We start from the raw sequence: 12,165 nt of genomic DNA, 5'->3' as shown, positions 1-12,165 counted from the left end.
CTGCTACCCGCGGCCTCCGCGAACAGACGCGGCGCGCGATCTTCCCATTGCACACCACCGGCGCCGCCCTGTCAGCCGCAACACTCTGGCGCGGTCCCGCCAGTGTGCGCTCGCCGACCGGGTCAGCGCCGGTGGTGACCGTGCATCAGCTCGGCAGCGCGACCGTCAACGCCTTGCGGCTGGCGAGCACCTGATCGACCAAGCCGTACTCCATCGCCTCGGCGGCGGTGAGGATCTTGTCCCGCTCGATGTCCTGGCGCACCTGGTCGACGGACCGACCCGAGTGCTTGGCGAGCGTCTCCTCGAGCCACTCCCGCATCCGGATGAGCTCGTTCGCGTGGATCTCGATGTCGGACGCCTGCGCGTACCCGCCACCCTCCATCGCGGGCTGGTGGATGAGCACCCGCGCGTTCGGGAGCGCGAGCCGCTTGCCCGGGCTGCCGGCACCGAGCAGCACCGCGGCCGCGGAGGCCGCCTGCCCGAGGCAGACGGTCTGGATCTGCGGCTTGATGTACTGCATCGTGTCGTAGATCGCCGTCATGGCCGTGAACGAGCCGCCGGGCGAGTTGATGTACAGGATGATGTCGCGGTCCGGGTCGGTGCTCTCGAGCACCAGCAGCTGGGCCATGACGTCGTCCGCGGACGCGTCGTCGACCTGCACGCCGAGGAAGATGATGCGGTCCTCGAACAGCTTCGTGTAGGGGTCCTGACGCTTGAACCCGTACGCGGTGCGCTCCTCGAACTGAGGCAGCACGTACCGGCCGGTCGGGGCCCCGTAGGGCAGCGCGTGCCCGCCGGCGAGGCGGGTGGCGCTGGAGATGTACTGCGACTCGATACTCACGGGTTCTCCTCGTTCTGTTGCATGGCGGCGACGTCGGCGGGCAGCACCGTCAGGTCGGTCACGACCCGGTCGTCCCGCCGCCGCCGGCCACGGCCCCCGCGTGGGTGACGACGTGGTCCACGAACCCGTACTCGAGTGCCTCGGGTGCGGTGAACCAGCGGTCGCGGTCGGAGTCGGCGGCGATCTGCTCCGGGGTCTTGCCGGTCTGCTCGGCGATCAGCTCGGCGAGGACCGACTTCATGTGCAGGATGAGCTGCGCGTTGATGCGCACGTCGGTGGCCGTGCCGCCCATGCCGCCCGAGGGCTGGTGCATCATGACGCGGGCGTGCGGGGTCGCGTAACGCTTGCCCTTGGTGCCCGACGAGAGCAGGAACTGCCCCATCGAGGCGGCCATGCCCATCGCCACGGTCGCGACGTCGGGCTGGATGAACTTCATCGTGTCGTAGATCGCCATGCCGGCCGTGATCGAGCCGCCGGGCGAGTTGATGTAGAGAAAGATGTCCTTGTTCGGGTCTTCCGCCGCCAGCAGCAGCATCTGCGCGCAGATCGCGTTCGCGTTCTCGTCGCGAACCTCGGATCCGAGCCAGATGATGCGCTCCTTGAGGAGCCGGTTGAAGATGTGGTCGTTGAGTCCCAGGCCCGCGCCGTCGGCCCGCGCAGTCATCGGCATCTGCTTGTTCACCAAGGCTCCCTCATTCTGAAAACTGTGCCCGCCGCCGGTCCCCTGAAGGGGTCCGCCCGCCGTGCGTGTGCAGTGACCATAACGCCGCGCCGTCAGCGAGAACGTCCCCCGTGGGGGAGTTTTCGCTGACGGCGCAGCACGCTGGACAGGGGTGGTTGACCCCGGCCGGTCAGGCCTTGGCGGGCGTCTCGTCGTCGAAGACGATGTCGGCGTCGTCCGCCGCGACGACGTCACCAGCGACGACGGCCTCGTCGTCGCCCTCGGCGGTGGCCGCGTCGATGCTCGCCTGGATCGCGTCCGTCGCGGCGTCGTCGGAGTCGGAGCCGATGTACTCGGACAGGTCGACGGCCGAACCGGACGCGTCGGCGATGCTCACGCGGCGCAGCGCGACGGCGATCGCCTTGGAGCGGGCGACCTCGGCGACCATGGCCGGGACCTGGCCCTGCTCATCGATCGTCTTGATGAACGTGTTCGGGTCCATGCCGTACTGGCGCGAGGCGCTGACGAGGTACTCGAGCAGCTCGTTCTGGTTGACCTTGATCTCGAGGCTCTCGGCCAGGGTATCCAGGAGGATCTGGTTGCGCAGGGCCGTCGTGGCCTGCTCCGTGACCTCGACGCGGTGCTCGGCGTCCTCGAGGCGGTTCTCCGACTCCAGGTGGCGCACGACCTCGGTCTCGATCGCGCCGGCCGGGACCGGGATCTCGATGGCCGCGAGGAGCTGCTCCAGGAGCGCGTCGCGCGCCTGGACGGCCCGCCCGGACGCCTTGGCGGCCGAGGCCTGCTCGCGCAGGTCCGCGTCGAGCTCGGCGAGGGTGTCGAACTCGCTCGCGAGCTGAGCGAAGTCGTCGTCCGCGGCGGGCAGGTCGCGCTGCTTGACGGTGGTCGCCGTGACGGTGACCTGCGCCTCCTCGCCCTCGTGCTCGCCACCGGCGAGCGGCGCGGTGAACGACGTGGTCTCCCCCGCCGACAGGCCGGTCAGCGCCTCGTCGAGGCCCTCGAGCATGTTGCCCGAGCCGATCTGGTAGCTGATGCCGCTGACGTTGTCGACCTGCTCGCCGTCGACGGTCGCCTCGAGGTCGAGGACCACGAAGTCGCCCTCGTTCGCGGGGCGGTCGACGCCGACCAGGGTGCCGAAGCGCTCGCGGAGCGCGTCCAGGCGACCCGCGACGTCCTCGTCGGTGACCGTGACGTCGTCGACGACGACGTTCAGCGTGTCGAGCGCCGGGATCTCGATCTCGGGGCGGACCTCGACCTGCGCGACGAAGTGCAGCTCGCTGTCAGTGCTCGTGAGGTCGGGGACCTGCGTGACCTCGATCTCGGGCTGGCCGAGCGGGCGCAGCTTGTTCTCGCGGACGGCCTCGCTGTAGAAGCCGGACAGCCCGTCGTTGATCGCGTGCTCGAGCACGGCAGCCTTGCCGACGCGCTGGTCGACGATGCGCGGCGGAACCTTGCCCTTGCGGAAACCGGGAACGCTGATCTCGCCCCCGATGTGCGCATAGGCGTGATCGATGCTCGGCTTGAGCTCGGCGAACGGCACCTCGACGGTCAGCTTGACCTTGGTGGCGTCCACGGTCTCGACAGCGCTCTTCACTTCGATGATCTCCAACTGCTCGGGCGGGATCAGCCGGGGATGCCGGCCGGAGGTCGCGTGACGCGGGCCGTGCGGCGAGAGGTTGCACCCGTGCTCGCGGCCCGCAGCGGCGCGAGCGGGCATGGTTGACCCGCGCGCGCAACCCATCGATGGTACGTCACAGGGCGCCCGCACCGCCAAAACCGCGGTCGGCGCCGATGCGGTCCCGCGTGGCCTCGCCCGCCGCCCGCTCGGCGGCTAGCGCGGCGATCACCTCCGCCGCCCGGCGCGCACCGCCATAGCGCGCGAAGGCGGCGGGCATCGCCTCCGCGCGCCGCCGGATGCCGAGCCCGGCCAGCACGCCGTGCACCGCGGTGGCCACCTGCGCGGGCGTCGGACGCCCGGCCCGCAGCCACACGCCGACGCCGGCGCGCGCCACCTGCGCGCCGACGTCGGCCGCGTCCGGGCCCCGGCCCGCGACGACGACGGGGACGCCGTGCGAGAGCGCGAGCTGCGCCGCGCCGAGGCCGCCGGTCGTGACGAGCACGTCGAGGTCGGCGACGACCTCCTCGAGCGGAAGCTCGGCGGCAACCCGGAGGTTCGCGGGCCGCTCGGCGGGCAAGCCCGCGGCCGCTGCCAGCACGAGCACGTCGTCGTCTGCGAGGGCCTGGACGGCGGACCGCACGAGCGAGGCGGCGCCCGGGGCGCCGTCGTCGGGCGCCACGAGGACGACCGGGCGGCCGACCGCGCGCGCCGAGGCGACGTCGGCCCACCACGCGGGCCGGCGCGACGGGCCCTCGCCGGCGGGTGCCACCGCGCCGATGTGCTCAGCGTGGGGCGGCAGGTCGCTCCGCGGGTCGTCGAGCTCGGGAATGCTCGCGACCAGGAACCGGTCCGCGACGACGCCGTCGGTCCCGCGGCGGGCGCCGTGGCGCAGGAAGCGGCCGACGGCCCGGGGCAGGCCTGGGGAAGAGGCGGTGACGACAACGGTCGCGGCGCCGTGCGCGCGGGCGGCGAGCACGCTGGCGGGCGAGTCGGCGTCCGCGACGACGACCTCAGGGGCGTGGGCAACGACTTCCGCCTCGAAGGAGGCCGCGCCGGCAAACTCGGGCGACGCGCACCAGAGCACGCGGTGCCCGGCGGCGGCGAGCTCACGCGCGATCGGTAGGGCCGGGCGAACGCGACCCGAGATCGGCGTCACGGTGAACAGGATGGTGCTCATGCGGGGTACCTCGCAGGCGTCGGGGCGGCCCGCGGCGTCGCGGGCCCGAGTCACCAGGGGCATCCGACGATCGACGAGATACGGAGTCGGGATGGCGGGATTCGAACCCACGACCTTCCGCTCCCAAAGCGGACGCGCTACCAACCTGCGCTACATCCCGTGCAGGGCGTGAGTCTAGTGCCGACCCATGTGGGCTGATGCGGCAACCAGCGGCCGCCGTCCGAACCGGTCGCGGCATGTCACACGCCGGTCCCGCAACCGGCTAACCTTGGGTCGCTGATCCGACCATGGTCGGGCCGTGCGGGTGTAGCTCAATGGTAGAGCACCAGTCTTCCAAACTGGCTACGGGAGTTCGATTCTCCTCACCCGCTCCAGCAATAGTCCATGTATTCGCAGGTCAACAGCCAACTTGACAGGCGCTGCACGTGTTGGACCGAGCAGCCGACCCGTCGAGCGACATCAACAGTGCGTAAGCCAGCCTGGGGACTTCTCATTGCTCCCGCCTCGCGTGGCTGCTCACAAGTCTCCACGAGCGCATGAATGTCACGCTAGAACACATGAGCATCGAGGACATCATCGAGTACGTGGACAGACTGCCTGGCGTCCTGATACTCAGACCGCAACCCGGCGACGGCACCCCCAATATCGCCTGGGGCGATGCCTTCTTCTACTACGCCCCGGACGGGGTGGTCCCGAATGGGCAGCCGTTCGCAACGATCGTCACTAAGGACTACCCCGACGACACCAGGTCCCGACTCGATACCCCGGGCACCTTCCGCGTGAACATCCACGCCGGAGCAACCGAGTTCGCCGCGGTCACCGGCCACAACCCTCGGATGCAGCCAACACGCGACGTCGACCCGAGCACGCCGGATCTCCTCCTCGCGCATCCGGTGTACGGGCACCTCGCCTGGGTCGCCGTGGTCAACCCCGCCGAACGAACCACGGACAGGGTCCTCGAGCTGCTCGCGTCCGCATATCGAGCTGCCCGCGCCCGCCACGACCACCGCATCGACCCGGCCAGCACGTGACTACCACCAGGTCGCCGCAGCCTTACGCCGGCAACCGCGACCCACGTTTCGTCACCATGCGTCGCGGAGGGTCGCTCGACGACCCGACCCACCGCGCGCTCGCAATGTCGGCTGCGGACTGCGCGGACCACGTCATCCATATCTTCGCCGCGTCCCGGCCCGGCGACGAGCGCCCAGCGTGGGCGATCGCGACGGCACGCCAGTGGGCCCGAGGCGAGGTCGACATGACCACCGCGCGGGAAGCTACCTACGCCGCACACGCGGCAGCACGCGAATCAATGCAGAAAACGCGGGCCCGAGTTCGTGGTCAGCTAGCGGGCGAGCCGCTCGAGATCGCTCTCGGCGAACCACGCCTTCGCCTGCTCCGACTCCCCCACCGGTGCCGCGCCCGGCGTGCGACTCGGACGGCGGCTGGGTCGGTGTTCGCAGCGTCGACGTCGACGTCGACGCCGTAGCGGGCGCGCAGCTCATCCCGCATCCGCGCCTCGGCGCGCACCGCCTCGGGGTCCTCCCCCGACCACTCCCGTGCCAACTGCCAGGTGTTCGCGATCTCTGCGGCGATCGCCCGGTCCCACCAGTCCGAGCGGTACACCCCAGCCAGCTCGGTTCGTGCGGCGCGCTGCTCGGCGGCCAGGCGCGACGTCAGCTCACGGGCCTCCTGCTCGCTCACTGCCTGCGAGCGGCGTCGCGCTTCCTCGCCGCCCACGCGATCCGCTTCCCGATCTGGCCGGCAGCGGTCACCAACACCCGCAGTTGACGCTCGACGGCTCCCTCGATCCCGTCCGTCTCCTCGGCGAGGCTGGGCACCTCCCCTATCGCTCCGGGCCGCGCTCTGTGCCCGGCTGTGGCGTCTGTCGGACGCGACTCGCGTCGATGCTGTTCGGTACCGGGGACCTCGCGCGCGCCGCCTCATGCCCTTGGCCGGCGTTGAGCCGCTCGAGTACCGCCTGCGCATCAGGGTCGAGCGTCGCCGGGGGCTCCATGACAGTTGCGGCGGTTCCCGGCTGCTCGCTCATCGAGGCGACCTGGTAATGACTTTTGTGACCGCGTGATAGAGTCATTATTACTTCATCATCTGGCCCCTAATTCCGAATGGGCTTACTGCTGCGACTTACTACTGTAAAGATCGCATCGAACGCCAGCATGTATCGCAGGCCGCAACGTCGCGCGCGATTTGGCAAAACAACTGCGAAAGCAGGCCCCACCTGAAATACCGCTCGTCTGTGCGGCGTACGAGATTCCGATCTCGATAGGAGAACAGCAATGCACACTCGCAACAAGTTCATCTCGACAATCGCATTGGCAGGGATTCTGTCCATGTCGCTATCAGGTGTGGCAAACGCGGCGCCGGAGCCCGTACCAGACTCGACAGTGGTGAGTGAAGCGGGAATTACCGCAATGCAGATCGCACCGGCTGGTGCCACCGGCTCGCAAATTGAGCAAGCAATCCAAGCCTTTGAAATCCGGGATTCCGCAGCAACCGCGTCAGCGTCACCTCTCGTTGCGAACGGAACGGGTGACTACTACTCGTACTGCGAGGAAGGGAGTAGCGGGCTGATGGTCTGGACGAACAATAGTCCGTCCAACTGCTACGGCTGGTTCTACGAGTACCTGGACGGATCTCGACTTTCTAAGGTCAACATGCTCCAACTTAAGGTGGCAGGCCAGACGGGCCCCAACCCCGCTGACCTCGTGGAGTGGTGCGACGCGAATGGGACCGCCTGCATGGTCGTGGTATGGATTGCTGGTGGAGTAGGGAATTACCTTCGTGCTCTCATATTCGGCTAGACTGAAAGCGTTCGATTCCTGAGCGGAAGGGGAAAACCTGATGAAACGGAGCCCAGGACCAAGCCTGATATTCGAGCTTGTGTTTGCTCTCGGCCTGACGGCAATTTCCGAGTTGGTCGTGATTTCTACGCAGTGGTCTCGCTTTTGGATTCTGCTTGCTGTGTTCATCGTTGGGTACGCATTGAGGTCATGGTTGAAGTCCCGGCGCAGCAGCAGTAGAAATATTGGGCGCGGGGGCGAGGCACCATCAGATACGGAGCATACATAGGCGACAACACGGCCGCTTGATCGCCGGTCGAGCACGCATTGGAGTTGGGTACTGGAGCATGTGCAGACATGAGGGTTTCGAAGGCCGCGAGGGTCTCGAACACCGCAATTCCACAGCATGAACTCTTCTGTGTCGCACCGTGACGCGTGGGTCCCCGACCAAAAGGTCGGGGGCCCACGCGTTTTACGTCGAACTTCGTGAACGATGCCCCCAACTTTGACCCGGTGGTTGCAATCGCGTCCGCGCGCGTGCAGGTCTCGACGTGTTCGACGCAACTTCGTTGACTCTGATTTGAGTGTGAGGGTTCTGCCTTTTCATCTTTGAGGGGTGTCGTTGGGTAGGAAGCCGTCGTCAGCCAAGGGCCGGTTCCTGACGGACGTCGGGGAACATTCCCTCGGGCGGGGCGGTGTAGGGCGGCGGATCGCCCTTCCAGGATGTGTTGGCCTCCCCTTCCCCAGCGAGCGCGAATGGCCCGTCGGGGTCCATCAGGGCGGCCATGTGGTGGTCGGCGTGGTCGCGCCACCAGACGCTCATGCCGGTGGCGGGGTCCTGGCGTAGGTGCTCCCAATCTCGCCACAGGGCTTCGAGGCGGATCACGGCCTCGTCGTAGCGCCACCATTCGCCTGCCCAGTACCGGTGCCGGCCGTCGATGCGCCGGCGGTAGACGTTGCGTAGGTACTCGCGCACAAATTCGTCGAAGCTGCCGTAGTACAGCCCGGGCTCGATCGGATCGTCGCCAGGGTCTGCAGCGACTTTTTGTGCGGCGTTGGCCTGGACCTACTCGGTCACCACCGCCGCGGCCGCGGCCGCGGCCTGAGTCCGGAGCGTGTTAAGCAGCTCCGGCGTCAGTGCCGCCTGGACTGCAGCGGTGGCCACGTCGGCGACCTGCTTGCAGACGGAGGCCCTTGTTCGAGCACCGCCCGCGCGCCCTGTTTCCGGGGCACTAACAGGACCCCGCGTTCTACATGCACGCAGCGGGCGGCACTGCCACCGGGCCCTGAAGTGCACGCATAGTGCACGAGTGCGCGATACGTCGATGTCGATTGAGACTCCGTCGCAGGTCAGAGGCTTGCGGCGTCCATGTCAGCCCCCGCTAAGCCTGAGGCCGACCAGGCGCTCGCCCACGAGGTATCCACGATGGCCCGTGGTGGGTGGCGCGACCCACGCCTTGGAGAGCAGCCGCTCGGCGAGTGGCTCCGTGGCTGGATCGCGACCCGCACCGACATTGCCGAGTCGACTCGGGCGTTGTACGAGCAGGTGCTGGACACCTGGATCGACGCGCCTGTCCCCCGAGGCCGCCGCGGCCGCTGGGCGGCCCAGAACGGTCCATCTGGGGATCCGGACGCTGGCATCGGTGACGCCCGCCGTGGTGCGGGAGTGGAATCACGCGGTGACGGCTGAGTCGACGCGGCGGGTGACCGTGTGCTTGGACTTGCACCTTCCGTAGCGTTATGTGGTCGGGTGGTTCACGTCCCGCCCGCTTGAGGAAGGCCCTGCTCATGTTTTCGTCCCTTGTGCCGCCACGCCAGGTCAAGATCGGTGACGCGGCATCGTTCGTCGGCATCACACCGCGGGCAATCCGTCACTATCACGAGATCGGGCTGCTTCCCGAGCCCGAGCGGGGCAGTGACGACCGCCGCCGCTACGGCTACGAAGAAATGATCCGGCTGCTGTGGATCCGAAAGATGGCCGACGCCGGGATCGCCTTGGATGACATCCGCGAAGCCTTTGCTGACCCGGCACCTGCTGGTGCCGACGGCGACCTCGGCGTCGCGGGCATTCTCGAACGGCTGGAGAGGACCCTCGTCGCCCAGGAAGCAGAGCTGCAGCGGCAGCGGACTGCGGTGCAGCGCATGCGCACCCGAGGCAGCAGGATAGGTCTGCTCACCGACGCTGTCGCAAGCCGCCTCGAGAGCCTGCCCGAGGGCTCCCTGCGCCAGGCGGACCTGGACAACCTGTTGGTCATCGAGCGGATGCTCGGCCCGCTTGTTGCGGCCGTCAACGCCACCCGTTACATCGCCCTGGCCACCCACCCGGGTCTGCGGGAGGACTCCGACCGGGTCGATGCCGCCGAGGAGGCACTCGACGACACGATCACCGTCGACGACCCTCGCGTGGCCCAGGTGGCTGCCGAACGACACGCCTTCGAATTGGCGCTGAATTCCGTAATCGAGGATTCTGGCCTGGCGCAGGGCGACGAAGCACTCTTAGATTCCTGGGAGGCTTTACATCCCGCCACCGTTGATGTACTCCAGGACGAAGCCGGCCAAGACCCTGGCAGGGGGCAAAAGTCCATGACTGCCGTCGAAGCTATTCAAAAGATGCCCTACGACTGGTCACCAGCACGCCTGCGGTGCATCGAATTGGTCGAAGAGATGGCCGCCCACGAGTCAACCACTCATTAAACCAGGTGTCATGTGGGGGCCACACGAACCGGGCCGAACGCCCGTTTGACGCACTACACAACCGTCGCTGGGCGACAACTACGCGGTGGGTGACTTCGACAAAGAGGGGCCAGGGCAGAAGACCTCAGCTGCCGTTTGCCGTGACGGTGGTGTCGAAGAGGCCGGCAAACCGTTGCTGAACGACAGTCAAGGTGCGCGTCGGAGATCCGACGTGTGCGCGGTGGCAACGCTAGGGCGTCGTCCATCTGTGCAGGATGTGAGCGACGGCCGGGACGTCGATGAGCTCGCCGCGGGCGATGGCCATGATCGTCTCGAATGGGGAGTCGTCGATGATGCGAACGGTTCGACCGTTCAGCTCGTAGAACGTGACGACGCCGAGCCAGCCGAGGCGCTTGTTTCCGTCGACCAGTGCGTGGTTCAGGACGAGGGAGAGCAGCAGCGCAGAGGCCTTGTCGTCCAGCGTTGGATAGGCGTCCTGCTCGAACACCACCGCGCGGGGGCGAGCGAGCGCCGACTCCAGCAGCCCGTAGTCCCGGACCGCAGGTGCGTGGCCCAGGAACAGTTCAGCGGCGATGAGGAGGTCTTCGAGCTCAAGGTAATCAATATTCACCCCTGCGCCAGACGGTCCAGGAGGTCGGAGTCACGGTCCATGATCTTTGCGAAGATCTCGTTGCGGCGACTGTTCCGCTCCGAGGTGTAGCGCTCGATCGCGTCGGCCGCGACGGCCTGCATCGAACGCTGCTCGCGTTCGGCTGTCACTCGGAGAGCTTCTTGCTGGGCATCGGTGAGGCGGAGCGTCATGGCCATGAACGCGATGATACCAAGGCGATACCACTCGCAGGCGAGGGGGTCTGGGCTGCGTGCTGAATCGCCTGTAAGTGCAGGCGATTCAATTCACAGCGATGCCGAGGAACCCGATGATCGTGATGATCCCCAGCCACCGGTTGCCCATGAGGACGTGGGAGACGCCGAACAGCAACCAGAGGCCGTGAAGCACCCGATTGGACACCGGACCCGGCTTCGGGTCGATGCCGTCGGACGTACTTCTGTCATCGGGGCTCCTTTCGCCTCGCCGTGACGGTAACGCCGCAGGGCGTGCCGCGCAGGATCCCCGCTTGATCGTCGACACCGAGACCTCGACGCCGATCGACAGAGGGCCGTGGGTTCGCGCAGGTGTGCATCACGATGTGCGTGATGAAGAGGCCGGAGGATCGTCCGCTTCCGCTGGACGAGATCACCACAGACCTGCGTCTTCTCACGAGCGTGCTCAGCGCTCGAACTGGTCCCCGACGACGCGACCTCGAGCGACTGTGACCCTGGCCTGCAGTGGCCAGCACCCTGGCTCGCCAAAGTCGCAGCCAAGAAGCGCGATCACACCGCACCTCCGTTCCGGACCAAGCCTGCCCCAAGAGGTACTTGGCGAGGTCGCCGATCTTGTGGTTTCCAGCACAAGGCCCGTCGTACCCGCCGACTACGTCGAAGTTGCACGACGGTGGGAAGGGATCGGGGTCTGCGTCGTCGGCAGGCACAGACCCCGACCGATCGCCTGTCCGGCCCTCACGCGGAGGGTGCGGACGTGCCTTCGGGCGTGGCAACGTTCAGCACGACGGTGCCGCTGGTGCGCTCGACGGCCAACACCGAGCGCAGCTCGCGTAGCGCGGGGTTGCCCTCAAGCGCGCGGGCCGCGTTGGCAAGGGACCGCAAGGTCGCTACCTCTCCCCTGGCACGCTCCAGCGAAGCGAGCGCTTCCTGGCGGGCGACCACGACGAGCGCGAAGGTCCGGCGCAGATCGCCCGGGAACGACACGTCCCGCAGGTCCACCGCCTCGACGACGGCACCGATCCGCTCGGCGGCATCGCGCACGCGCGGGGTCACCACCTCAGCGGCGGACGACCGAGTCGCGAGCAGGTCCTCAGCGGACACGCCCCCGATGAAGTCGCGCACCGCGAGTTGCGCGGCGAGGTACAACCATTGCACTGCTGAGGTCTCGCTGTCGCCCGCGAGCACCCAGCGCAGGGGGTCGGTGACCGAGTAGCGCACGACCACGGAAGCACGCACGCCAAGCCCGTCGGCCGTGAGTACTTCCTGACCAGCCACCTTCAGCAGTGCTGGGCGCAGGTCGACGACGGCGAGCACGCTGCGGCGGCGGCGGAACCGGTGGCGCCCCGGACCGAGAACCCGCACGGGCAGGCCCGAGCTGTGCAGCACGGCACGCTGGAACTCCTGCAGGTCGACGCGTGCCATGTCTTGTTCCTTGCTCTGAGCACGACGGATTGACGGTGACCGGCCGCCGAGCCGACACAGGTCCGCCGGCGGGGCGTGAGCCACAAAGCCGACGAGCCAGAGTGCGACGGCTCG

The 12,165-nt window shown here is 67.7% G+C and carries 13 protein-coding genes, 2 tRNA genes and 1 pseudogene; 5 read left to right on the top strand and 11 right to left on the bottom strand.

The annotated features are described in order from the left end of the window. Nucleotides 1-145: 145 nt before the first annotated feature. From J4E96_RS05750 to J4E96_RS05730, 5 genes are all read right to left on the bottom strand, one after another. Nucleotides 146-841, bottom strand: coding sequence for an ATP-dependent Clp protease proteolytic subunit (locus J4E96_RS05750; RefSeq protein ID WP_319637748.1), 696 nt, complete (start codon nucleotides 839-841; stop codon nucleotides 146-148). A gap of 58 nt (nucleotides 842-899) precedes the next feature. Beyond that, nucleotides 900-1,523, bottom strand: coding sequence for an ATP-dependent Clp protease proteolytic subunit (locus J4E96_RS05745; RefSeq protein ID WP_319637747.1), 624 nt, complete (start codon nucleotides 1,521-1,523; stop codon nucleotides 900-902). Between the two features lie 169 nt (nucleotides 1,524-1,692). After that, nucleotides 1,693-3,114, bottom strand: a complete 1,422-nt coding sequence (gene tig / locus J4E96_RS05740; RefSeq protein ID WP_227425675.1) for a trigger factor — start codon at nucleotides 3,112-3,114, stop codon at nucleotides 1,693-1,695. Between the two features lie 157 nt (nucleotides 3,115-3,271). After that, a complete protein-coding gene (locus J4E96_RS05735; RefSeq protein ID WP_227424813.1) occupies nucleotides 3,272-4,315 on the bottom strand; it encodes a glycosyltransferase in 1,044 nt (347 codons plus the stop codon). A gap of 86 nt (nucleotides 4,316-4,401) precedes the next feature. Further along, nucleotides 4,402-4,475: transfer RNA gene (locus J4E96_RS05730), tRNA-Pro, on the bottom strand. A 140-nt stretch (nucleotides 4,476-4,615) separates the two neighbouring features. Between J4E96_RS05730 and J4E96_RS05725 the strand changes: the two genes are divergently transcribed. The 3 genes and pseudogenes from J4E96_RS05725 to J4E96_RS20385 all read left to right on the top strand — a co-directional run. Further along, nucleotides 4,616-4,689, top strand: a tRNA-Gly gene (locus tag J4E96_RS05725). Between the two features lie 183 nt (nucleotides 4,690-4,872). Further along, nucleotides 4,873-5,346: a DUF6194 family protein gene (locus J4E96_RS05720; RefSeq protein WP_227424812.1), complete on the top strand. Its 474-nt coding sequence runs from the start codon at nucleotides 4,873-4,875 to the stop codon at nucleotides 5,344-5,346. A gap of 56 nt (nucleotides 5,347-5,402) precedes the next feature. Further along, nucleotides 5,403-5,600: pseudogene (locus J4E96_RS20385) on the top strand (putative immunity protein); the annotation flags it as partial. Nucleotides 5,601-5,653: 53 nt separating this feature from the next. Here J4E96_RS20385 and J4E96_RS05715 read toward each other — a convergent pair. After that, nucleotides 5,654-6,016, bottom strand: a complete 363-nt coding sequence (locus J4E96_RS05715; protein WP_227424811.1) for a hypothetical protein — start codon at nucleotides 6,014-6,016, stop codon at nucleotides 5,654-5,656. Next, entirely contained in the window at nucleotides 6,013-6,153 is a 141-nt protein-coding gene (locus J4E96_RS05710) for a hypothetical protein (protein ID WP_227424810.1), read from the bottom strand. The genes J4E96_RS05715 and J4E96_RS05710 overlap by 4 nt, the downstream gene beginning before the upstream one ends. A 456-nt stretch (nucleotides 6,154-6,609) precedes the next feature. Here J4E96_RS05710 and J4E96_RS05705 point away from each other — a divergent pair, with 456 nt between their 5' ends. Next, the gene (locus tag J4E96_RS05705; protein WP_227424809.1) at nucleotides 6,610-7,134 is read left to right on the top strand and encodes a hypothetical protein; all 525 of its coding nucleotides are present in this window, start codon (nucleotides 6,610-6,612) and stop codon (nucleotides 7,132-7,134) included. 619 nt (nucleotides 7,135-7,753) lie between these two features. On the opposite strand, the gene J4E96_RS05700 is transcribed toward J4E96_RS05705, so the two are convergent. Continuing rightward, nucleotides 7,754-8,116, bottom strand: a complete 363-nt coding sequence (locus J4E96_RS05700; protein ID WP_227425674.1) for a DUF4913 domain-containing protein — start codon at nucleotides 8,114-8,116, stop codon at nucleotides 7,754-7,756. Nucleotides 8,117-8,901: 785 nt separating this feature from the next. Here J4E96_RS05700 and J4E96_RS05695 point away from each other — a divergent pair. After that, the gene (locus tag J4E96_RS05695; protein ID WP_227424808.1) at nucleotides 8,902-9,807 is read left to right on the top strand and encodes a MerR family transcriptional regulator; all 906 of its coding nucleotides are present in this window, start codon (nucleotides 8,902-8,904) and stop codon (nucleotides 9,805-9,807) included. 229 nt (nucleotides 9,808-10,036) lie between these two features. On the opposite strand, the gene J4E96_RS05690 is transcribed toward J4E96_RS05695, so the two are convergent. The 3 genes from J4E96_RS05690 to J4E96_RS05680 all read right to left on the bottom strand — a co-directional run bounded on the left by J4E96_RS05690 (nucleotide 10,037) and on the right by J4E96_RS05680 (nucleotide 12,051). Further along, the gene (locus J4E96_RS05690) at nucleotides 10,037-10,417 is read right to left on the bottom strand and encodes a type II toxin-antitoxin system death-on-curing family toxin (protein WP_227424807.1); all 381 of its coding nucleotides are present in this window, start codon (nucleotides 10,415-10,417) and stop codon (nucleotides 10,037-10,039) included. Then, a complete protein-coding gene (locus J4E96_RS05685) occupies nucleotides 10,414-10,614 on the bottom strand; it encodes a hypothetical protein (protein WP_227424806.1) in 201 nt (66 codons plus the stop codon). The genes J4E96_RS05690 and J4E96_RS05685 overlap by 4 nt, the downstream gene beginning before the upstream one ends. 750 nt (nucleotides 10,615-11,364) lie before the next feature. Further along, complete coding sequence (locus tag J4E96_RS05680) at nucleotides 11,365-12,051, bottom strand: slipin family protein (protein ID WP_227424805.1); 687 nt, start codon at nucleotides 12,049-12,051, stop codon at nucleotides 11,365-11,367. Nucleotides 12,052-12,165: the final 114 nt, after the last annotated feature.

This window comes from Pengzhenrongella sicca (assembly GCF_017569225.1).
In the GTDB taxonomy this organism is placed as follows: domain Bacteria; phylum Actinomycetota; class Actinomycetes; order Actinomycetales; family Cellulomonadaceae; genus Pengzhenrongella; species Pengzhenrongella sicca.
The sequence above is the reverse complement of the archived record's forward strand: the minus strand, read 5'-3'. Positions and strand labels throughout refer to the sequence as shown.

Bases quoted from the DNA above. Each gene is read 5' to 3' on its own strand.
- J4E96_RS05685 (WP_227424806.1), bottom strand. From the start codon at position 10,614: ATGGCCATGACGCTCCGCCTCACCGATGCCCAGCAAGAAGCTCTCCGA.
- J4E96_RS05720 (WP_227424812.1), top strand. From the start codon at position 4,873: ATGAGCATCGAGGACATCATCGAGTACGTGGACAGACTGCCTGGCGTC.
- J4E96_RS05695 (WP_227424808.1), top strand. From the start codon at position 8,902: ATGTTTTCGTCCCTTGTGCCGCCACGCCAGGTCAAGATCGGTGACGCG.
- J4E96_RS05735 (WP_227424813.1), bottom strand. From the start codon at position 4,315: ATGAGCACCATCCTGTTCACCGTGACGCCGATCTCGGGTCGCGTTCGC.
- J4E96_RS05705 (WP_227424809.1), top strand. From the start codon at position 6,610: ATGCACACTCGCAACAAGTTCATCTCGACAATCGCATTGGCAGGGATT.
- J4E96_RS05680 (WP_227424805.1), bottom strand. From the start codon at position 12,051: ATGGCACGCGTCGACCTGCAGGAGTTCCAGCGTGCCGTGCTGCACAGC.